Raw genomic sequence first — 20,933 nt, forward strand, 5'->3', positions numbered from 1 at the left:
GGCGTTCAGCTGGTTCCCATCCGCCCCACGTTAGCCCCTGCGGGGCCGCTGACCGGGGCGCCGGCCGCCGGGGCGACGGACGGCGCGGGCCAAGGGGCGGTGCCGGGGCGGGTGTTGAGGTTTGTTGACAGGCGCGGGAGAGCTGCGTGTAATGGGGGCGGTGCCGCGTGGCGCCGGCCGAAGAGCAGTGGGCGGGCCGGTGACCGGGCGAGCACCCTTCATACGAGGACTCCGCCATGAGTACACACTCCGCGACCCGTATCCGACGCGTCTGACGCGTCGCGCGTGATCCGACGCAGCGAGCGAGCGCCCAGCGGCGCCACCGCGACCGCGCGTCCCTTCTCCCTTTCCACCTCCCCCTTCCACTTTCTTTTCCGCTTTTCCGCGCCGGTCCCCGGGGGCCGCGCCCCTTCTTCGGAGAGCCAGAAACGCATGCGCATGCCCACGTCGCCCCATGACTCCCTCGCCGATCCCGCCGCCGCCGACACCGAGGGCGCGGACGTCCTTCTGCTGACCACCACGAGCGCGGCGCCGGGGTCCGCCGCCCGGACCGTCCGGCTCGGGTACGCCCGCCGGGGCGAGTCCTTCCTCGTCGTCGCGTCCGACCCGGACGCCCCCGGCCGTCTCCCCGCCTGGTACCAGGATCTGCTCGACCACCCGGTGGTGGGCGTCGAGATCGGCGACGACTCCTTCCAGGCCCTCGCGATCCCGGCCGGCGCGCCGGCCCCGACCGCCCCGGCAGCCCTGGCCGACGCGCCCGGTACCGCCGACGGGGCGGCCCCGGCCCCGCCGGTCGTGGTGCTGGAGCGCGCCACGGCCGGGGAGAGCCCGCGCCGGGTCAGGACCCTCGCCGACAAGCTCCAGGAGGTGCACGGCCAACTGCGCGCCCAACTGCGGCTGGTGACCGACGACGTGGACGCCCACCTCACGGCGCTCGCCGCCCACGAGGGCCCCGGCGCGCCGCCCGCGCCGAGCCTCGGGTTCCAGATCCGGCAGCGCTGCCTTGCGTTCTGCCAGGCGCTGGAGTTCCACCACACCGCCGAGGACGGGCACCTTTTCCCCGGAATCGCCCAGTATCACCCGTACTTGGCCGAGGTCTTCGACCGGCTGAGCGCCGAGCACCGTACGGTCGCGCGTCTCCAGGACGGACTGGTGGCCCTGCTCGCCGACCTCGGAACGGTCGAACCCGCCCGCTTCCGGGCCGAGTTGACGGAGATGACGGCGGAGCTGACCGCGCACCTGGACTATGAGGAGGAGATGATCCTGCCGCTGCTGGCGGACGTTCCGTGGCCGCCCCCCGCCAGGTGATCGCCGGGTGATCGCCGGGTGGTCGCCCGGCGACTGCCGGGGTGACGCCGTGCCCGTATGTCGTACTGGACGTACGGGTACGAGCGCGACACCATCGGCAGCGTACGGCGGGCGCGTCAGCGGAGGGCACTGTGGGGATCGAGAGCGACCAGCTCGTCTACGACTATCTGAGCCGGGTCGGAGACGTGGCCCAGCAGCGGCAGTTGCCCTCCGGTGAGCGGATGAGACTCGTCGCCGGACTGCGCGGCGAGATCGACCGGCAGCGCGGCACGTTCGGCGGCGACAGCCCGGCCGCCGTCCGCCGCATCCTGGGCCGGCTCGGCTCGCCGGACGACGTGGTGGGCGCGGCGGCGGACGGCAACTCCGGCTTTACGGGCGGCTCCGGCTCCGCGGGTGGTTTCGGTTCCGGGGGTGGTTCCGGTTCCGCGGGCGGCGGAAGTCCCGCCGGGAGCTGGAGCCTTGGCGGCGAGGAGCCGGGGGCCGGCCCGCCGCCCCCGTCCGGGCCCGCGCTCCCGAAGCAACGCGCGCGGCGCGGACGCGGCCGGGGCCTCGGACTCGGCCTGGGCGGCGGGGCGTCGCTGCCGAAGCAGACACGCGGGTCCGCACCCGAGCCGTCCGCCCCGCCCACCGCCTCCCCGCCCCACCTGGCCCCCACGCACGAACTCGGCGTGTCCGGCAGCGAACCGGACTGGTGGCGCGTCGACCCCGGCCCGCTGGGCACGGCCACCGGCGTCTCCGGTTTCGTCGGCGGCGTCGAGATCCCCGAGATACTGAAACCGCCGCCCACCCCCGAGGAACTCGCCGAGAAGGCCCGCCTCGCGAAGGAGGCGGAAGCCGCGGCAGCCGCGCCGGAGCCCGTGGAGAAGACCGAACCGGGCGGGCTGCTGCCCCGTCTGCTGCCGCGCCTGCCGCGCCGTACGAAGAAGTCCGCCCCCTCGGCCCCGGCCGTGGTCGTCGCTCCCGCCGAGAAGGCCCGACCCGGATTCCAGCTCACCAACCCGTTCCTGCTGCTGGCCGCCGGGCTCCTCGTCGTCGGCGCGATCCTCGGCTCCTGGCTGGCGCTCGCGGGTGGCTGGGTCCTCGCGTACGCCTCCCGCCGCCTGTCACCCTTCGAGGCGAAACTGGCGGTCTTCGGCCTGCCGATCGTGACGGTCGCCGGTGCCGGGCTCTGGTTGTGGGGCCGTACGACCGGGCGCTGGGGCGAACCCATCCCGGCGGGCGCGATGGGCGACTCGATCACGGAGGCGCTGCCGGTGGTCGTCCGGGTGGCCGCCGTCAGCTCGGCGCTCTTCCTGGTGTGGCGCTCGCGCCGCCGCTGAGACGGGGAGCGCGCCGCCCCGCCGAGCCGGGCCTTCCGCCACGCGTACGGGCGTCACACCGGGCCGGCCGCCCCGTCCCCCGGCCGGTACGGCGCCCCCGGCACCACCAGCGGCGACCCGGTCACCGGGTCCGGCACCACCACCGACGCGAGGCCGAACACCTCCCGCACCAGCTCCGCCGTCACGACCTCGCCGGGCGGGCCCTCGGCCACGATCCGCCCCTCCTTCATGGCCACCAGGTGATCGGCGTACCGCGCCGCCTGGTTGAGGTCGTGCAGCACCATCACCACCGTGCGTCCCTGCTCGTGGTTGAGCCGCCGCACCAGGTCCAGGACCTCCACCTGGTGGGCGATGTCGAGGAACGTCGTCGGCTCGTCCAGCAGCAGCAGATCCGTCTCCTGCGCCAGCGCCATCGCGATCCACACGCGCTGCCGCTGGCCGCCGGACAGCTCGTCGACCGGCCGTCCGGCCAGTTCGGTGACGTCCGTACGCGCCATCGCCTCCGTGACCGCCCGCTCGTCCCGCGCCGACCACTGCTGCCACCAGCGCTGATGCGGCTGGCGCCCGCGCGCCACCAGGTCCGCGACGGTGATCGCCTCCGGCGCGGACGGCGACTGCGGCAGCAGGCCGATCGACCGGGCGATCGTCCGCGTCGGGATGCGCGCCAGCTCGGCGCCGTCCAGCAGCACCGCGCCGCTCCTCGGCTTCAGCAGCCGACCGAGCGCCCGCAGGGTGGTCGACTTGCCGCAGGCGTTCGGACCGACGACGACGGTCACCCGCCCGTCGGGGACGGCCAGTTCGAGAGCGTGCACGACCGGGCGGTCGTCGTACGCGAGCGTCAGCTCGTGCGCCGCGAGCCTGCTCACCGGAGCCTTCACCATCCCGCTCATGCCCTTCTCCGTGCTCATGTTCCGGCTCCTGCGGTACGGCTGCGGATGATCAGCCAGATCAGATACGGGGCGCCGATCGCCGCCGTGAGTACCCCCACGGGCAGCTCGGTCGGCGCGAACAGCTTGCGCGCGCAGAGGTCGGCGAGCACGACGATCACCGCGCCGAGCAGCGCCGAGCAGAGCAGCGGGATCTGCGCCGTACGCGTCGTCCGCCGGGCGATCTGCGGGGCGAGCAGCGCCACGAAGTCCACCGGCCCGGCGGCGCCGGTCGCGACGGAGGCAAGTACCACTCCGAGCAGGACCAGCCCGAGGCGTACGCGCCCCAGGCGTACGCCGAGCGCGGTGGCAGTGCCGTCGTCCAGCGACACCGCGCGCTGGGCGTACGCCGCCCACGCCACGGCGGGCAGCAGGATCAGCAGCACCCAGCCGAGCTGTCCGGCCTCGTCCCAGCCCCGGCCGTTGAGCGAACCGGTCATCCACACCTGCGCCTGCTGGGCCACGAGCGGGTCGCCCTTGGTCATGAACAGCGTGGTCAGCGAGCGCAGCGCGATCGCGACACCGATGCCGACGAGGACGAAGCGCGTGGCGTGCAGCCCGCCGCGCCAGGCGAAGACGTACACGAGCGCGGCGGCCAGCAGGCCGCCGACGACGGAGAGATAGGGCAGGACGGTGAAGGACGCGACGCCGTACGTCATCGCGAAGACCGTCAGCGCGCTCGCGCCCTGCGAGACACCGATGATGTCGGGGCTGGCGAGCGGGTTGCGGGCGACGGTCTGGATGAGCGCGCCCGAGACGCCGAAGGCGGCGCCGACGAGGAGACCGACGGTCATACGCGGCAGGCGCAGCGTGCCGACGACCAGTTCGGCCGGCGACGGCCGGCCCAGCAGCACCTTCAGGACCTCGGCGGGGGCGACGGAGCTTTCGCCGGCGCCGAGGTGGGCGACGCAGACGAGGCAGAGCAGTACGGAGAGGGCGAGGGCGACGAGGGACGCGCGCCGGTGCAGGAGGAACGACACGCGCGCGGTGCCGAACCGGGCCCGTACGACGCGGTATCCGACGGGCCGCACCCCGCCGCCGCCCTTGCCGATCACCGCCCGGTCGGACGGGGCCGCCCCCGTCCCCGCCCCCGTGCGCTCGCCGCTCACCTCACGGGCCTCGCCCGCCTCGCTCACGTCACTCACGTCACTGAGGTCGCTCATGCCGGTACCGCCTTCCTGCGGACGAGAGCGACCAGGAACGGCGCACCGAGCAGCGCCGTCATCACCCCGGCCGGCACCTCGCCCGGCGGGAACAGGACACGGCCGATCACGTCCGCGACCAGCAGCATCACCGGCCCGACGAGCGCCGCCACCGGCAGCAGCCAGCGGTGGTCGCCGCCGACGAGCGCGCGGGCGATGTGCGGGACGGCGAGGCCGACGAAGGCGATCGGACCGGCCGCCGCGACGCCGACCCCGACGAGCACGGTCGCGCCGACGCCGCCCACGACGCGTACGGCCCCGACGTTCCGGCCGAGCCCCTTCGCGACGTCGTCGCCGAGCGCGAGCGCGTCCAGCCCGCGCGCCACGGAGACCACCAGCAGCGCGCCGACGGCGAGGAACGGCCAGACCTGGCCGACGAGTACGGCGTCCCGGCCCGCCACCGACCCCACCTGCCAGAACCGGAACTCGTCCAGCGCGGCGGCCCGCGTCGTGAGGACACCCATCGTGACGGACACCAGGAGCGCGTTGATCGCGGCGCCGGCGAGGGCGAGTTTCACGGGCGTCGCACCGCCCCGGCCCCGGGCCGCGACGGCGTACACCGCCACGGAGGCGACCGCCGCCCCGGCGAACGCGAACCACACGTAGCCGGTCAGCGTGTGCACCCCGGCGAACGCGATGGCCAGCACGACGCCGACCGCCGCGCCCTGGCTGATGCCGAGGACCCCGGGGTCGGCTACGGGGTTGCGGGTGATGCCCTGGAGGACCGTCCCGGCGAGCGCGAGCGCGGCGCCGACCAGCACGGCGACGACGGTACGGGGCACCCTCAACTGCCGTACGACTTCGGCGTCGTCGCCGTGCCCCGCGCCGAGCAGGGCGTCGGCCACGGCGCCCGGCGCGATGGCGCGGGCACCGACCGCGAGGCTGAGCAGGACCGCGAGCAGCAGCGCGACGGAGGCCGCCGCCGTCCAGCCGACGCGGCGCGCGACGAGGGCACGCCTGCCGGGGTGGATCGGCGGGGCGGCGGCCGGCATCGGGACCAAGGGGGACCAATCGGGGTGCGGTCGGGTGCGGTCGGGTGCGGTCGGAGACCGATCGGGTGCGCGAGGGCCCGTGCATGTTCGAACGAACTCGAACGGGTTCGTACGGTCGGTGTGACGAGGCTCGGAGAGGCGGGCCCAAGTCTAGGCATCGGCCCGCCGGATCCCGGGGGGAGCCGGGAGACCGCCGCAAGGCCGCCGGGCACAATGCCGGTATGACCGCAACCTCGGCTCCGTCCCCGCGCCCGCCCGCCGCGCGACCGCTGACCGTCGGCTTCGACCTCGACATGACGCTCATCGACTCCCGGCCCGGCATCCACGCGGTGTACCGGGCGCTGTCGGCCGAGACCGGGGTCGCGATCGACGCCGACCTGGCCGTGACGCGGCTCGGCCCGCCGCTGGAGGAGGAGTTGGCGCACTGGTTCCCGGCGGCGCGGATCGCGGAGATGGGGGACCGGTACCGGCAGATCTACCCGGCCCACGCCATCGCGCCGACGCTCCTCATGGCGGGCGCCCGCGAGGCCGTCGCCGCCGTACAGGCGCTCGGTGGCCGGGCCATCGTGGTGACGGCGAAACACGAGCCGAACGCCAGGATCCACCTGGCTCACCTCGGCGTCGAACCGGACGCGGTCATCGGGTGGCTGTGGGCGGAGGCCAAGGCGGAGGCGCTGCGCGAGCACGGGGCGAGCGTGTACGTGGGCGACCACACCGGCGACGTACGGGGTGCCCGTACGGCCGGGGCGCTCTCGGTCGCGGTCCCGACGGGTCCCTGCGACGAGGCGGAACTGCGGGCGGCGGGCGCCGACGTGGTGCTGCCGGACCTGCTGGCGTTCCCGGCGTGGCTGCGCTCGTACGCGGGGAGCCAGGCGGGCCAGCCGGGCGACGAGGGCGACGCGCGTGACGGCACGGGCGACTACGGGGGTGACTACGGGGCGGAACCGGCCACCGACCGCGACTCGGCACCCGGCGAACCCGGCGCCTCCGACCGCGCCTCCGCCCCCGACCGCGCCTCCGCTCCCGGCCTCGCCTGACGGCGCTGCGCGGCGATCGACCGCAGCAGCCCCGCGCCGGCGATCAGGAAGCCCACGCCCATCAGCATGGAGAGGGCGTACGCGACCGTCGGGAACGGGTCCGTCCCGAGGAACAGCGGGGCCACCGTGACCAGTGTGGCCACCGCGCCGAAGATGAAGACGATCGCGCCGATCCGGACCAGCCGGTCACCGGGTCCGGTCGTCCGGGCAGGGGTTTCCGGGGCCGGTCCCGGCGTGGGTGAGGAAGGAGTAGGGGTCACGCGACCAGGGTAGTTCCCTGCGGACAGGAACCAACCGGCGACGTCTTGTCACCGGCCCCCGGACCACTAGCCTGGGGGACGGCGGGTCGTCCGACCCGCTGTAGTGCTATCCAGAGCCGTTCTGTGCGCGCCAGCGCCCCCGACACATGAGGACGAGGACAGACGTGCCTACCGGCCAGGTCAAGTGGTTCAACCGTGAGAAGGGCTTCGGCTTTCTCTCCCGTGACGACGGCGGCGACGTCTTCGTCCACTCATCGGTCCTCCCCTCCGGAGTAGAGGCACTGAAGCCCGGCCAGCGCGTCGAGTTCGGCGTCGTCGCGGGCCAGCGCGGTGACCAGGCCCTCTCGGTCACGGTCCTCGACCCGGCCCCCTCGGTGGCGGCGGCCCAGCGCCGCAAGCCCGACGAACTGGCCTCGATCGTCCAGGACCTGACGACGCTCCTGGAGAACATCACCCCGGTGCTGGAGCGGGGCCGCTACCCCGACAAGACCCAGGGCGCCAAGATCGCGGGCCTCCTCCGCGCGGTGGCGGACCAACTCGACGTCTAGGAAGGGCCGTCGGGACCGGAACACCCCCCGCCCGTACGTCGGTCCCCTCCGTCCGCGCCCGGTCCCCCGGCCCACCCCTCCGTACCCGGTCCACCCCCGGCACGGCCGTCCCGTCGCCTCAGTAGCTGAGCGGCTCGCTCAGATCGACGGCGCACAGCGCGGCGGTCAGCGCCCGTTCGTCGCCGACGTCGGCCGCCGTGTCGGCGAACTTGATGACGTGTTCGTCGCCGTGGGACAGGGCCCGTTCGAGGACCTCCTCGGTGGTGACGCCCGGGACCGGGGTGAAGGGGGCCGGCCGGGACGGGGCGTACATCGCGGTCACCGCCGCCGACGCCGTCCAGGCCGCGTGGAGGCTCGGAATCCACTGGGCGCGGGGCAGGGCGGGCAGCGTACGCAGTACGGCGTTCGGAGCCGTCGCCGCGTGGACCAGCATGGTCGGCTCGCCGTGGCCGTGGGTGGCGTAGCGGTGGGTCGCGGCGGCCACCAGTTCCGTCAGCCGGCGCCGTGCCTCGTCCGGGTCCGTGACGTCGGCGGGCCAGACCGGCAGCCGGTCGACCCGTGTGAGCCGTTCCGTGAAGCGGCCTCGCAACTCGCCGATCGGAGGTACGGCGTCGAGCGCGCCGTCGGCGTCCCAGGTGCCGAGCAGCGGGGCGGGGCCGGTGATCGGACGGTGCCGGGCGGCCCAGTAGCCGAGTCCGTGGGCGAGTTCGGCCACGCGGGGCGCGTTCTCGCCGCTCTCGGTGAGGACGCGTACGGCGTGCCCGACCCGGATCACCGGGTGGGTGGACCCGCCGTACATGCCGGGCAGCAGCCGGGGCCACCACTCGGCGAGCACGTCGCGCCAGGGCCGCTCCTCGATCGCGCGCAGGAAGTAACCGATCCAGTCCGCCCCCCGGCGGGTGTCGCCCAGTGCCTCGCGCCAGTTGGCGTGGGTGATGGGTGAGACGGGGGTGGGGAAGTCGTCCAGTCTGGACTGGTAGGCGTCCAGCCACCGGTGCACGGCCGCCGACTGCCCGTGCGTGGCGAGTGCCTCGACCACCATGGGGGCGTGGTTGGTGAGGCGCCACTCGTAGATCTCGGGGCCGGAGGCGTGCAGCCGCTCCAGGGCCTCCTCAAGCACACCGCTCGTATTCGCGTCGCCGCTTACCCGTGTATTGGTCATGGACGTCACGCTAGGGCGGTGCCGGGCGACCGAGGATCGGCCGCGCGGACCAGACCCGTGGGAACCGGTCCTAGGACCGAGGTCCCGCCGGTACCCGTCCGTCCGGGTAAACCCGTCGCACCCGTCGCAGGTGGCGCATCCGTCCGTCCACGCCCATGTGTATCCGTCTGTCCGTTCATGCCCACCCGTCCGGCCCGTCCGTCCCGCTCCGTCGGTACACCCTGCCCGCCCCCACCCGCCGGTACACGCGCGAGAGGTCCGTACACCCGGCCCGTCGTCAGCCCGCCCGCTCGGCCGTCAGACGAACTCCAGCGCCTCCGGCTCCAGCGGCGGCACCAACCCCTCCGCCGCCGCGCGGGTCAGGAGGGCGTGCACGGCCCCGTAGCCGTCCCGGCCCAGGTCCGCCGTGAACTCGTTGACGTACAGGGCGATGTGCTGGTCCGCCACCGACGGGTCCATCTCCTGCGCGTGGGCGCGGACGTACGGGCGCGAGGCGGCCGGGTCGGCCCAGGCCATACGGAGCGACGTACGCGCCGACTCCGCCAGGGTCCGCAGTGTCTCGGCGCCCAGCTCCCGCTTGGCGATGATCGCGCCCAGCGGGATCGGCAGCCCCGTCGTGGACTCCCAGTGCTCGCCCATGTCGGCGAGCCGGTGCAGCCCGTAGTTCTGGTAGGTGAACCGTGCCTCGTGGATGACGAGCCCCGCGTCGACCTTCCCGTCACGGACCGCCGGCATGATCTCGTGGAACGGCAGCACCACGATCCGGCCCACCCCGCCCGGCAGGACCGCCGCCGCCCAGAGCCGGAACAGCAGGTAGGCGGTGGACCGTTCGGACGGTACGGCGACCGTCGCGCCGGTCAGGTCGGCGCCCGGCCCACGGGTCAGGACCAGGGGGCCGTTGCCCCGGCCGAGCGCGCCGCCGCACGGCAGCAGCGTGTACCGGTCCAGGACCCACGGCAGCACGGCGTACGAGACCTTCAGCACGTCCAGTTCGCCGCGCTGCGCCATGCCGTTGGTGAGGTCGATGTCCGCGAACGTCACGTCCAGTCCGGGCGCGCCCGGCACCCGGCCGTGCGCCCAGGCGTCGAAGACGAACGTGTCGTTCGGGCAGGGCGAGTACGCGATCCGCAGCGGCGGCCGCGCGGTGTCGTCGGCGTGGCTCATGTCGACTCCTCGAAGACGGGGCTGAGTTGCCGGAAGGCGGACCGCAGCGCCTCCAGCGCCTGGCCGATGCGCCAGGCCGAACGGTCGCGCGGGCCAACGGCGTTGGAGACCGCGCGGATCTCGACCACCGGCACGCCGTACGCCGCGGCGGCCTCCGCGACACCGAAGCCCTCCATGGCCTCGGCGGCGGCGCGCGGGTGACGCATCGTCAGTTCCGCGGTACGGGCGGCCGATCCGGTCACGGTGGAGACGGTCAGCACCGGCGCGTACGCGGCGCCCAGCAGGCCCGCGAGCCGGGCGGACAACTCCGGGGGCGGGTGGTGCACGGTGCGGCCGAAGCCCAGTTCGTCCACCGGGAGGAACCCGTCGGGCGTCCCGGCGCCCAGATCGGCGGCGACGATCGCGTCCGCCACCACCAGGGACCCCACCGGGGCCGACGGCTGGAACCCGCCGCCGATACCGGCCGAGACGACGAGGTCGTACGGAGACGGAGGCGGAGACGGGGACGCCGAGCGGGCGGGGGCGGGGGAGGTGGCCGTTGCCGGGGAGCGGGCGAGTGTCGCGGCGGCCAGCGCCGTCGCCGTACCGGACGCCGCCGCGGCCGGGCCGACCCCGGCGGCCAGTACGTCGGCGGCCGGGTGGGAGGCGAGCGCGTAACCACCCGGCAGAAGAACGGGGACCGGGGCCGGGTCCGTACCGAGCCCGGCGCAGACCGCGTCGGCCTCGGCGGCCACGGCCGTCACCACCAGTACGCGCACGAACGCCCCTTCCTCGGAGACGGCGGAACATCAGCGCCGGGCAGGGCGGGGGCGCCGGGTCCGGAAAGCGCTCACGACGCCGGAACGGTCATGACGTCAGAACGCGTACGACACCCACGGTGCCCACGACACCCACGGTGCCCACGGCGCCGGAACGCTCACGACGCGTCAGGACTTCTGCTTGAGCTCGAAGTTCCAGACCCCGACCACGGCCTTCTCCTTGTCGCTCGTCTCCACGATGCTCAGATTCACCGCCCGCACGGGCGTACCCGTCTGCGAGGCGAAGAACTGGCCTGCCTGGATGGTCCGGTAGGTGTCCTTGTTCGGCTGCGCCTCGGCCCGCTGGCCCTCGACGTAGAAGGTCCAGCCGTTGTGCGCGATCGACGGGTCGACACCGAAGTGGATCGGGTCGTCGAGCGAGACCGACACGGTCTTCCCCGGCGAGTCGTTGAGGCACTTCTGGAGCGTGGGCTGGCTGCCCAGCGACTTGCCGTCCTGGTAGCAGGCCGCCTCGGAGTGCACCGAGTCGGTACCGATCGTCACCGTCGCGATCGGCGTCGGCTTGTCGCACGCCGAGAGGACGAGCAGGCCCGCGGAGACGGCGCCCAGCGCGACACCGGCCCGGCGGGCCCTGGCAGAGATAAACGCAACGGTCATGGGCCGAAGGCTATCGCCCGGCCGCGTCCGCGCGACGCGCGGGTGCGGCGCGCCGTGGGAGCCGGGGCTCCTCGAAACGAACACCAAGGGTCCTCGAACGGAACACCTCGGGCTCCTCCCACGAAACGACCGGAACGACGCAACGGCGGAACCACCGGAACGACGGAACGTACGTCACGCGGCCGTCAGCCGTCAGCCGTCAGCCGTCCGTCAGCTGTCAGCCGTGAGCCGTCCGGCGTCCGTCGGCTGTCCGTCCGGCGGCCGTCACGCGGCGCGCGGATGCGGCGCGCCGTGCCGGGCGGCGCCCAGCAGCCCCCGTACGGAGAACACCGCCCCGGTCGCCACCAGCGCGGCGGCCACCGACAGCCCCAGAACCCCGTTGAGCGGCAGGGCGATTCCGATCGCGCCGCCCACCACCCACGCCATCTGGAGCAGCGTCTCGGCACGGGCGAACGCCGACGTACGGACCTCCTCCGGCACGTCCCGCTGGATCACCGCGTCCAGCGACAGCTTGGACAGCGCCTGGGTGAAACCGGCCGTGGCGCACAGCACCGCGATCATCACGCCGCTGAAGAAGACCGCCGCGCAGATCGCCGCCGTCAGGGCCAGCGTCAGCACCGTCACGATGATCAGCTCCGGCGCGCGGGCCTTGAGCCAGGCGCCCACCGCCGTACCGACCGCGTTGCCCGTACCGGCGGCGACACCCACGATGGCCAGCGAGAAGGCGGCACTCTCCCCCGCCAGCGGATGCTGGCGCAGCAGGAACGCCAGGAAGAAGATCAGGAAGCCGGAGAGCGCGCGGTGGGCCGCGTTCGCCTGGAGGCCGTTGAAGACGGAGGGGCCGACGGTCCGCAGACTCGGCCGCTTCTTGCCCGCCCGCGCGACGAGCTGCGCCTTGCGCTCGCCCTTCGCGGAGTCGACCTTGGGCGGCATGGTGAACGCCAGGAACGTGCCCGCGATGAAGATGACGAACGCGCCGTACAGCGGCCACTGCGGCCCGAGCTGATGGAGCCCGGCCCCGATCGGGGCCGCCGCGCCCGTCGCGAGGAGCCCCGCGAGCGTCACCCGCGAATTGGCCCGCACCAGGGGGAAGCGCGGGGGCAGCAGCCGGGGGACGACGGCGCTGCGGACGACCCCGTACGCCTTCGACGCCACCAGCACGCCGAGCGCGGCCGGATACAGCTCCAGACCGCCGGTCGCGACCGCGCCCGACATGGTCAGCGCGAGCAGCGCCCGGGTCAGCATCGCGCCCGCCATCGCGGCCCGGCGGCCGTGCGGGACACGGTCGAGGAGCGGGCCGATGACCGGGGCGAGCAGGGCGAAGGGGGCCATGGTGACGGCCAGGTAGAGCGCGACGCGGCCACGGGCCTCGTCGGTCGGTACGGAGAAGAAGACCGTCGACGCGAGGGCGACGGTGATCATGACGTCGCCCGCGCCGTTCACCGCGTGGAGCTCGATCAGCCGCCCGAGGCCCGATTCGCCCGCGCCGTGCGCGTGCGTGGCCCGGCGGATGCCCCTCGCGGTGCCGGTGAACGGCCGGCGCAGGGCGCGCCCGACCGTCCGGCCCGCTCGGCGGAACGGCCCGGGTCTCTCGGACGACCTGACGGCTGCCACCCCGTCATACTGCCCCGACTTCCCGTGGCGGAACGCCCAGGACGTCGCTGACGCGCGGAGCCCGGTGGTTCTTCTCATTACTTTGCAGGGATTTCCCGGCGTGTCCCGCACCCGTCGACCCGTCCGTTCCGGGCCCTCCCCGAGGTGCCCGCACCGCCTCCGGGCTGGCCGAACTCCGGGAAAGGGGGCGTGCAGGTGGGCGCCGGGCGGTGGAGGGGGTAGCGTGCGTAGCGCGACTCCGGCGGTTGTTCCCGGCCGCGCGCCTCTTTGTCATCCCGCAGAATGGGTGACGGTAGGTGTGCCCGGGAGAAGTCGGGCGTGGACGTCGATGCGGCCCTCTGGTCCGCTCCGCCCTCGGCCCGTACATCGTGAATCGGCCAGGCGCACCCGTGAAACGGCGTAGGAGAGAAGCGAGACCTGTGAGTGCTGCGACGACTCGAAGCCGAACCCCCGACCGCCTGTGTGCCGAGGCGGTAGACCTCGCGAGGGCGGCAGCCGAGGAGGCTGCCGCGCCGGGCGTCGTCGGCGAGCACGTATCGGCGGTCTCCGAGGGTGACCGCGTCGTCACGCATCTCTTCGAATGCAAGGAGATGGGCTACCGGGGCTGGCGCTGGGCGGTGACCGTCGCCCGCGCGTCCCGCTCCAAGATCGTCACCCTTGACGAAACGGTGCTGCTGCCCGGCCCCGACTCCCTCCAGGCGCCCGAATGGGTGCCCTGGAGCGACCGGCTGCGCCCCGGCGACATGGGCCCCGGCGATCTGCTGCCGACCGAGGCCGAGGACCTGCGTCTGGAGCCCGGCTACAGCGGCGAGGACGCCCCGCCGCCGAACTCGGCCCTGCCGGACGTCATCACCCCCGGGGCCCTGGCCGACCTGGTCGAGGCGGAGGACGCGGAGGAGACGGACCGGGGCGGCGAGCCGGTCGACGCGGCCCTCCCGGTCATCGCGCGCGGCACGATCGCCTCGGTCGCCGAGGAACTGGGCATGCGCCGGGCCCGGGTGCTGTCCCGCTACGGGCTCCACATCGCGGCCGACCGGTGGGACGAGGCGTTCGGCGCGAAGACCCCGATGGCACAGGCGGCTCCCGCGCCCTGCGTGTCGTGCGGTTTCCTGCTGCCGCTGGCGGGCTCGCTGCGGCAGGCGTTCGGCGTCTGCGCGAACGAGTTCTCACCGGCGGACGGCCGGGTGGTCTCACTGGCGTACGGCTGCGGCGGCCACTCCGAGGCGGCGGTCATGCCCACGCCACCCCGCCCGGCCCCGCACGTCCTGGACGAACTGGGCGCGGACGCGTTCGAACTGGGCGCGGCTGGGGACGGACCGCCCGGGGCACCGGACCAGCACTGAGGCGCGGGCGCTCGTTGGGCGTGGCGGGTACGGGAGGCGGCGGCGTACGTCGCCGCCCGGTGCTGGTGCCGGTGGGCGACGCGTCGCCCAAGTCACCCTCGTGACCGAGACGTTGCCGGGCCCGCTCCACGCGCGCGTCGGGGGCGGCCCCGGCGCCCGTCGGAGCGCGCCCGCAGTGGCAACCAGGGCTTCCGCGACCGGCCGTTGACATTCCGCCGGACAGGGTTCGCCGCACGGCGCGACGGTCCGGTCCCCGCCGGCCGCGCCGACACCGGTACGGAGATCGCCAAGGTCCCCCGTTCGGGTGGCCGGCAGCGAGTCCGCCGGACACCCACGCCCCGGCTCAGGACGCTGGCCGTATGAACCCGGACGGAATCACCGCGGTGATGCCCCTTCCTCCTCCGCACTGCAACGCGTGCCGCATCGCGGTGTGGAAGGACATGACCGGTGTGTGCGCGGACCCCGACGAGTGGCGTTGGTACTGCACAAGGTGCCGGACGTACTTCACCCCGACGCCCGAGGACCAGCACAGGTACCGCCAGGGCAACGGACGCTGGTGCGGCGGTGACCCGGCCCGAGTGCCCGGGGATCGCCGCTGACCTGCGGCGCCGCATCTCCTACGCGAGAGCACTGGCCGACCGCGCTCGCTCCCCGAACTGTGCGGGGCGTACCGCGTATCGGAGGCGCCGTCGCGGACTCGCCCGTCAACGAGCCGTGGCCGGGCGGCAACGCGCGCTCGGCTCGGCGGTCCGGGAATCGGCGTCAACCGCGTCACCGAAAGTTTCACCGCGGCGATGCCGACGGAGTCGGAGGCCGCGACTCGGCGGTCGGTGCCGGAGTCCGTGTGCTGCGGTTCACCCGACGGCACATCGCGGACACGGGGCGGGTCGTGGAGGTCCCACATCCGATCGTGCCCAGTGGGGACACCCCAGTGGTCGACTTCGATTTCGACGTGGACGGCTGAACGCTCCGGCGGGTCACGCCGTGCGACAAGCGGTCGCGTGCGCGGCGCTCCGGTGCCGTCCGGAGTAGAGACGGCAGTCGACGGCTTCGCTCAACTCGCCTTCATCTAAGGCAAGTTGTTCGGCCCATCGCCACGCGACGCACTCGTCACGCTCGGTGCGCGCGGCAGGGATCGCGATGGCGCCCGGTACGTGGACTTCTTCCGTCCGCCGCACGTCCTCGGGGCGCGCCTCCCATTCGTCCACGCCGTTGAACGACCGCAACCGCCACAGCCCGGCGGCGGCAGTCCCCCGGTATTCGGCCAGTCCGCCGACGGCGGTGTCGAGAACCGAGGCCCCCACTTGCGGTGCCGTCTCGCCGAGAGTTGGCGCTGGTCAAGTGGGAGGGGAGAGTATGTGTGTACAGATTGGCGCGATCATTGAGGAAGGTGGTGTGGCGGTGGCACAGCCCGAGTACCTGCGGATCGCCGCTGACTTGCGGCGCCGCATCTCCTCCGGCGAGTACGGGCCGGGTGACCGGCTGCCCACGCTCCCCGAACTGTGCGAGGCGTACCGCGTATCGGAGACGACGATCCGCAACGCGCTCGGCCTGCTCCGCAACGAGGGGCTGATCGAGTCCAAGGCGAGAGCCGGGACGCGGGTGAGACCGCAGCCACCCGTTCACCGCATGGCAGCCGACCGGTACCGCACGGCCTCCGGTGCCAGGGCCACGCCGTACACCCGTGACCAGGGCATCAGCTGGTCCGAGTGCCGGCTCGACAAGCGGTTCGAACGGGTCGAGGCCAACGCCGAGTTGGCCGCGCTGTTCGAGTGCGAGTCCGGTGAACGGCTCCTCGCCCGGCACTTCGTCTTCTATGACAACGACCAGCCGACGCAGATGTCCACCAGCTATGTGCGCTGGTCGGACGTCGCGGGTACGCCCGTGGCGGATCCGATCAACGAGCCGTGGCCGGGCGGCACGCGCGCCCAGCTCGGCAGCCTGGGTATCCGCGTCAACCGGATCGCCGAAAGTTTCACGGCGGCGATGCCCACGGAGGCCGAAGCCGCGACTCTGCGCGTGGGCGCCGGGGTTCCGGTGCTGCGTTACACGCGGCGTCACATCGCGGACAGTGGGCGTGTCGTGGAGGTCGCACATCCGATCGTGCGCAGAGGCGACACCACGGTCGTTGACTTCGTCATCGACCTGGACGACTGAACCGCGGGCACACGACGGCGCTTCTGTCTCGTACGGGGCAGGCCCTGCCGTCCCTGCCTGAGGGGCATGGGCCCCGCTCCGGCGGGTCGCGTCATGTGGTCGGTGGCGGCGTGCGCGGTGCCACTGTGTGGTCCGACGTGTGGGGGCGTGGTCGACGGCTTCGCTCAACTCGCCTTGTTCCGAGCGAGGTTGATTGGCCCACCGCCATGGCGTGTACTGCTCTCCGGCCTTCCGCCGGTCCGTGGCCGGCCTGCCCTGGCGGCGTCGAAAGCCGTGGTCCCCGTTTCTGGCCGTGCTTCGCCGATCATGGCCCACTCCTCCATTCACGCGTCGGTGAACCAGCGCCGACGGCATCTGTGGCAGACGGCTTCCTGTAGGAAGTGACTTCCTATCGGAAGCTTGAGCAGGGTGGGCTATGGTCGGGGAACATCCGACAGGAAGCACTCGAAGGAGACCCAATGCCGGGGACGGTCGCAGGCATGGCCGCGTAACTGAAAGCGCGGATCGACGCCGGGACGCTCAAGGCGGGCGACAAGATTCCCCCGACCCGCTTCCTCATGCAGCAGTTCAACCTGTCCGACAACGCCGTCTACCGCACCATCGCCCTGCTCAAGGCGGAGGGCTATGTCCATGGACAGCAGGGCAAGGGCGTCTTCGTCAGGGACCGGCGCGCGCTCATCTCCGGGACGCGGCGCATCCTGATCGGGATCACCCAGCCCGACGAGACCATCCACCACAGGCACAGCGTCCGGGTCGAGGCGCCCGAATGGGTCGCGGGCATCCTGGGCGAAGGTGAGTGCGTGAACCGCGCGCAAACCGTTCAGCGCGGGGATGTCGTCCTCCAGGCGTCCCAGTCCTGGGTCAGCCTCGAAGTCGCCGCCGTCGTAACGGAGGTGGACGAGCCGGAAGCCTGTGATCCGTCGTGGCAGGCGGTCTACCAGCAGCGCTCCGGCCAGACCGTGACCGTCGCCTCCAGGACCGTGGACGCCCGCATCGCCACCCCGCAGGACCGCGCCGATCTCGGCCTCGGCGAGGGCCGGGACGAGGACCGGGACGAGAACCACGCGCTGCTCGTGATGCGCAGCGTGTACGTCACCGGGGACACCGTGATCGGCGTCGGCGAGGGCGTGTACGCACCCGGGCACCCTCTCGCGCTCTCCTGACCCGGAGTGGTGGACCCGCACCCCGCCGCGGTCGTGACGCGCGGTACGTTCGGGCCCGCACACTTGGCCATACGGGACCGGCAGCCGCCGGCGTGGAATCGGCGGCGTGGACAGAGCGGAGTCACAGGGTGAGCGTCACGACGACCGAGGGGGCCGACCCGTTCGGAACGGCTCGGCTGCGGCGTGCGGTACTGGACTCGTGGGCCGCGGGGCCCGCCCGCTTCCGGGAGGACGCCAACGCCGAGGAGGACCTTGCCCTCGGCGGCTACCGGGACCGGCTGGTCGTCGAGCTGGCGCAGAACGCCGCCGACGCCGCCGCCCGCGCGGGCACCCCGGGCCGCCTTCGGCTCACCCTGCGGCCCGCCGGGGCCGAGGGCCCCGCCGTGCTCGTCGCCGCCAACACGGGCGCCCCCCTGGACGCGGCCGGCGTCGAATCGCTCAGCACCCTGCGGGCCTCCGCCAAGCGCGAGGAGGGGCACGAGTCCGCCGTCGGGCGCTTCGGGGTCGGGTTCGCCGCCGTCATCGCCGTCAGTGACGAGCCGGCCGTCGTCGGCAGGCACGGCGGTGTGCGCTGGTCGCTGGCCGAGGCGCGCGGGCTGGCCGAGGAGGCCGCCGGGGCGAGCCCCGGGCTCGGCGACGAACTGCGCCGCCGTGACGGGCACGTGCCGCTGCTGCGGCTGCCGCTGCCCGCCGAGGGCAGCGCCCCGGAGGGGTACGACACGGTCGTCATCCTGCCTCTGCGCGACGGGACGGCCCTCGACCTCGTCGAGCGGCTGCTCGCAGCGATCGACGACGCGCTGCTGCTGACCCTGCCCGGACTCGCCGAGATCGTGGTCGAAACACCCGACGGCGAGCGGGTGCTGACGCGCGGCGAGCACGGCCCGTACGTGCGTGTCGAGGACAGCGCCGCCGACGCCCCGAGCCGCTGGCGCGTCGTCAGCCACCACGGCGCCACCGACCCCGGCCTTCTCACGGACCGGCCCGTCGAGGAACGTCTGCGGCCCCACTGGTCCGTCACCTGGGCCGTCCCCGTGGACGAGGCGGGCGCCCCGGTCCCGCCCCGTACCGCGCCCGTCGTGCACGCGCCGACACCGACCGACGAACCGCTGGGCGTGCCCGCCCTGTTGATCGCCTCGCTGCCGCTGGACCCCACCCGGCGCCACCCCGCGCCCGGACCGCTCACCGACTTCCTCGTGGAGCGCGCCGCCGACGCCTACGCCGAACTCCTCGGCGACTGGCGGCCGGTGTCCACCGGCACCATCGACCTGGTGCCGGGGCCGCTCGGCAAGGGCGAGCTGGACGGGGTGCTGCGGGCCGCGATCCTCAAACGGCTGCCCCGCGTCGCCTTCCTCGAACCGGCCGCCCCCAGCGAGGAGTTGACCGCGCTGCGGCCCTTCGAGGCGGAGGTCGTGGAGGGCGCGGGCGCCGACACCGTACGCGTACTGGCCGAGGTTCTGCCCACGTTGCTGCCCGCCGGGCTCGAACGGCGCGCCGAGCTGCGGTCCCTGACGGTGGGCCGGCTGCCGCTCGGCGACGCCATCGAGCGCATCGGCGGCGCCGAGCGCGCCCCCGAGTGGTGGTACCGGCTGTACGAGTCGCTGGCCGGGGTCGACCCGGACCGGCTGTCCGGACTGCCGGTGCCGCTGGCCGGCGGACGTACCGCCATCGGGCCCCGGCGGGTCCTGCTGCCGCTCGCCGACACCCCGGCCGACCTGGCCAGGCTCGGCCTGAAGGTCGCCCACCCGGACGCCGCCCACCCGCTGCTGGAGAAGCTGGGCGCGCTGCCCGCCACCCCGCGCGCCGTGCTGACCACCCCGGAGGTACGGGCGGCGGTCGCCGCCTCGCTGGACTCCGAGGAGGTCTGGGACGACCAGCGGTCGCTGGACGCGGATGAGCTGGCGGAGACGGTCCTCGCTCTGGTGCGGGACGCGGACCTGGAGGCCGGTGACGAGCCGTGGCTGGCCGCCCTCGCCCTGCCCGACGAGGACGGCGAACTCGCCCCGGCCGGTGAACTCGTCCTGCCCGGAAGCCCGTTCGCCGACATCATGCGGGAGGACGAACTGGCGCTGTGCGACGCCGACCTGGCCGAGCGCTGGGGCGAACAGCCGCTCGCCGCCTGCGGGGTGCTGGCCACCTTCGCCCTGGTACGCGCCACGGACGTCGTCCTCGACCCCGACGAACTGGAGCCGCGCGACGGCGACTTCGCCGAGCCGGACGACGCCGGGCTGCTCGACGCCGTCGACGTCTGGTGCGAGGACGTACTGGACCGGCTGCCCGGGACACCCGTGCCGCCGGTCGCCACCGAGATCGTCGCCGTACGCGATCTGGACCTGGTGGACGACGACGCCTGGCCCCGCGCCCTCGCCCTGCTGGCCCGGCCGCCGCTGCGCGACGCGCTGACCGCGCCCGTCCGCGTCCTGCTGCCCGACGGCACGACCGAGAGCGTGCGTTCGTACACCGCCTGGTGGCTGCGCGACCACCCGGTGCTCGACGGCCGCCGCCCGGCCGGTCTGCGCGCGGCGGGCGGTGACCCGCTGCTGAACGGGCTGTACGACTCCGTGGACGCGTCCGGCTTCGACGACGCGCAGGTGCTGCGGGCCCTGGGCGTACGGACCTCGGTCGCCGCGCTGCTGGACGAACCGGGCGGCGCCGCCGAACTGCTGGGCCGCCTCGCCGACCCGGACCGCGAGGTGACGGCCCGTCAACTGCACGCCCTCTACACGGCCGTCGCCCACCTGGACCCCGAACAGGTCACCCTCCCCGACGAGTTGCGCGCCGTCGTGGACGGCGAGGTGCGGATCGTGGACGCGGCGGACGCCCTGATCGCGGACGCGCCCGACCTGCTGCCGCTGGCCGGCGGACTCCCGCTGCTGCCGGTCGCCCCGGCGCGCGCCGCCGACCTGGCGGAACTGTTGCAGGTGGGGCGGCTCGGCGAGAGCGTCACGGCGGAGGTGACCACCGAGGGCGAGGAGTACGAGGTACCGGAGTCCGTCCACGTACTGCTCGGGGCCGGCACCCCCGCCACCTACGTGGAGCACGAGCAACTGCTCGCGGGCGGCGTGGAGTTGGACTGGCGGCGCACCCCGGACGGCACGGTCCACGCCGCCACCGTGGAGGGGGTCGCCGCCGGGCTGGCCTGGTCGGCGGGGCAGTGGCCGCGCCGCTTCGAGGTGGCCGCGCTGCTGGAGGACGCGTCACGTACGGACGAACTGGCCCGCGACCGCTGGTTCGACTGAACGGGCCGAGCGTGTGATCTTCACCAAAAAGTCACTCGGCGCACAACCATCTGCCCCGTTTCGTCGTCTGACCGGTCGAGCCAACAG

At 73.8% G+C, this 20,933-nt stretch carries 17 protein-coding genes and 1 pseudogene; 8 read left to right on the forward strand and 10 right to left on the reverse strand.

Annotated features, from left to right (window positions below):
* Positions 1 to 432 precede the first annotated feature (432 nt).
* Positions 433 to 1,308: a nitroreductase/quinone reductase family protein gene (locus OG875_RS17455; protein WP_330175150.1), complete on the forward strand. Its 876-nt coding sequence runs from the start codon at positions 433 to 435 to the stop codon at positions 1,306 to 1,308.
* Positions 1,309 to 1,439: 131 nt separating this feature from the next.
* Complete coding sequence (locus OG875_RS17460) at positions 1,440 to 2,627, forward strand: hypothetical protein (RefSeq protein WP_330175151.1); 1,188 nt, start codon at positions 1,440 to 1,442, stop codon at positions 2,625 to 2,627.
* 53 nt (positions 2,628 to 2,680) lie between these two features.
* Here the strand turns inward: OG875_RS17460 and OG875_RS17465 are convergent, their stop codons facing one another.
* From OG875_RS17465 to OG875_RS17475, 3 genes are read right to left on the reverse strand one after another with little or no spacing between them, the layout of a single operon-like run.
* Complete coding sequence (locus OG875_RS17465) at positions 2,681 to 3,535, reverse strand: ABC transporter ATP-binding protein (RefSeq protein ID WP_443079129.1); 855 nt, start codon at positions 3,533 to 3,535, stop codon at positions 2,681 to 2,683.
* Positions 3,532 to 4,716, reverse strand: coding sequence for a FecCD family ABC transporter permease (locus OG875_RS17470; protein WP_330175152.1), 1,185 nt, complete (start codon positions 4,714 to 4,716; stop codon positions 3,532 to 3,534). The genes OG875_RS17465 and OG875_RS17470 overlap by 4 nt, the downstream gene beginning before the upstream one ends.
* The gene (locus OG875_RS17475) at positions 4,713 to 5,747 is read right to left on the reverse strand and encodes a FecCD family ABC transporter permease (RefSeq protein ID WP_330175153.1); all 1,035 of its coding nucleotides are present in this window, start codon (positions 5,745 to 5,747) and stop codon (positions 4,713 to 4,715) included. The genes OG875_RS17470 and OG875_RS17475 overlap by 4 nt, the downstream gene beginning before the upstream one ends.
* A 221-nt stretch (positions 5,748 to 5,968) precedes the next feature.
* Here OG875_RS17475 and OG875_RS17480 point away from each other — a divergent pair.
* A pseudogene (locus OG875_RS17480) lies at positions 5,969 to 6,622 on the forward strand (HAD family hydrolase); the annotation flags it as partial.
* Between the two features lie 56 nt (positions 6,623 to 6,678).
* On the opposite strand, the gene OG875_RS17485 reads toward OG875_RS17480, so the two are convergent.
* On the reverse strand, positions 6,679 to 7,044 hold the full coding sequence (locus OG875_RS17485; protein ID WP_443079130.1) for a hypothetical protein: 366 nt from the start codon (positions 7,042 to 7,044) through the stop codon (positions 6,679 to 6,681).
* Between the two features lie 164 nt (positions 7,045 to 7,208).
* Here OG875_RS17485 and OG875_RS17490 point away from each other — a divergent pair, with 164 nt between their 5' ends.
* Complete coding sequence (locus OG875_RS17490) at positions 7,209 to 7,592, forward strand: cold-shock protein (protein WP_330175154.1); 384 nt, start codon at positions 7,209 to 7,211, stop codon at positions 7,590 to 7,592.
* Between the two features lie 118 nt (positions 7,593 to 7,710).
* Here OG875_RS17490 and OG875_RS17495 read toward each other — a convergent pair whose 3' ends face one another.
* From OG875_RS17495 to OG875_RS17515, 5 genes are all read right to left on the reverse strand, one after another.
* Positions 7,711 to 8,754 (reverse strand): questin oxidase family protein, encoded by a 1,044-nt coding sequence (locus tag OG875_RS17495; RefSeq protein ID WP_330175155.1) that lies wholly within the window; start codon positions 8,752 to 8,754, stop codon positions 7,711 to 7,713.
* Positions 8,755 to 9,051: 297 nt separating this feature from the next.
* The gene (locus tag OG875_RS17500) at positions 9,052 to 9,918 is read right to left on the reverse strand and encodes a 1,4-dihydroxy-6-naphthoate synthase (RefSeq protein WP_330175156.1); all 867 of its coding nucleotides are present in this window, start codon (positions 9,916 to 9,918) and stop codon (positions 9,052 to 9,054) included.
* Positions 9,915 to 10,676 (reverse strand): futalosine hydrolase, encoded by a 762-nt coding sequence (locus OG875_RS17505; RefSeq protein ID WP_330175157.1) that lies wholly within the window; start codon positions 10,674 to 10,676, stop codon positions 9,915 to 9,917. The genes OG875_RS17500 and OG875_RS17505 overlap by 4 nt, the downstream gene beginning before the upstream one ends.
* Before the next feature lie 168 nt (positions 10,677 to 10,844).
* Complete coding sequence (locus OG875_RS17510; protein WP_330175158.1) at positions 10,845 to 11,333, reverse strand: DUF2771 domain-containing protein; 489 nt, start codon at positions 11,331 to 11,333, stop codon at positions 10,845 to 10,847.
* Positions 11,334 to 11,597: 264 nt separating this feature from the next.
* Positions 11,598 to 12,947: an MFS transporter gene (locus OG875_RS17515; RefSeq protein WP_330175159.1), complete on the reverse strand. Its 1,350-nt coding sequence runs from the start codon at positions 12,945 to 12,947 to the stop codon at positions 11,598 to 11,600.
* A 419-nt stretch (positions 12,948 to 13,366) separates the two neighbouring features.
* On the opposite strand from OG875_RS17515, the gene OG875_RS17520 reads away from it, so the two are divergent.
* On the forward strand, positions 13,367 to 14,290 hold the full coding sequence (locus tag OG875_RS17520; protein ID WP_330175160.1) for a DUF3027 domain-containing protein: 924 nt from the start codon (positions 13,367 to 13,369) through the stop codon (positions 14,288 to 14,290).
* Positions 14,291 to 15,267: 977 nt separating this feature from the next.
* Here the strand turns inward: OG875_RS17520 and OG875_RS17525 are convergent.
* Positions 15,268 to 15,594, reverse strand: coding sequence for a hypothetical protein (locus OG875_RS17525; protein WP_330175161.1), 327 nt, complete (start codon positions 15,592 to 15,594; stop codon positions 15,268 to 15,270).
* A 97-nt stretch (positions 15,595 to 15,691) separates the two neighbouring features.
* Here OG875_RS17525 and OG875_RS17530 point away from each other — a divergent pair, with 97 nt between their 5' ends.
* From OG875_RS17530 to OG875_RS17540, 3 genes are all read left to right on the forward strand, one after another.
* The gene (locus OG875_RS17530; RefSeq protein ID WP_330175162.1) at positions 15,692 to 16,447 is read left to right on the forward strand and encodes a GntR family transcriptional regulator; all 756 of its coding nucleotides are present in this window, start codon (positions 15,692 to 15,694) and stop codon (positions 16,445 to 16,447) included.
* 503 nt (positions 16,448 to 16,950) lie between these two features.
* Positions 16,951 to 17,610, forward strand: a complete 660-nt coding sequence (locus tag OG875_RS17535) for a GntR family transcriptional regulator (protein WP_330177783.1) — start codon at positions 16,951 to 16,953, stop codon at positions 17,608 to 17,610.
* A 128-nt stretch (positions 17,611 to 17,738) separates the two neighbouring features.
* Complete coding sequence (locus OG875_RS17540) at positions 17,739 to 20,846, forward strand: sacsin N-terminal ATP-binding-like domain-containing protein (protein WP_330175163.1); 3,108 nt, start codon at positions 17,739 to 17,741, stop codon at positions 20,844 to 20,846.
* Positions 20,847 to 20,933: the final 87 nt, after the last annotated feature.

The sequence above is a fragment of the Streptomyces sp. NBC_01498 genome (assembly GCF_036327775.1).
In the GTDB taxonomy this organism is placed as follows: domain Bacteria; phylum Actinomycetota; class Actinomycetes; order Streptomycetales; family Streptomycetaceae; genus Streptomyces.

Excerpts from the sequence above, each read along its gene's own strand:
- OG875_RS17455 (WP_330175150.1), top strand. The coding sequence starts at position 433 with ATGCGCATGCCCACGTCGCCCCATGACTCCCTCGCCGATCCCGCCGCC.
- OG875_RS17500 (WP_330175156.1), bottom strand. The coding sequence starts at position 9,918 with ATGAGCCACGCCGACGACACCGCGCGGCCGCCGCTGCGGATCGCGTAC.
- OG875_RS17475 (WP_330175153.1), bottom strand. The coding sequence starts at position 5,747 with ATGCCGGCCGCCGCCCCGCCGATCCACCCCGGCAGGCGTGCCCTCGTC.
- OG875_RS17470 (WP_330175152.1), bottom strand. The coding sequence starts at position 4,716 with ATGAGCGACCTCAGTGACGTGAGTGACGTGAGCGAGGCGGGCGAGGCC.
- OG875_RS17465 (WP_443079129.1), bottom strand. The coding sequence starts at position 3,535 with ATGAGCACGGAGAAGGGCATGAGCGGGATGGTGAAGGCTCCGGTGAGC.
- OG875_RS17510 (WP_330175158.1), bottom strand. The coding sequence starts at position 11,333 with ATGACCGTTGCGTTTATCTCTGCCAGGGCCCGCCGGGCCGGTGTCGCG.
- OG875_RS17495 (WP_330175155.1), bottom strand. The coding sequence starts at position 8,754 with ATGACCAATACACGGGTAAGCGGCGACGCGAATACGAGCGGTGTGCTT.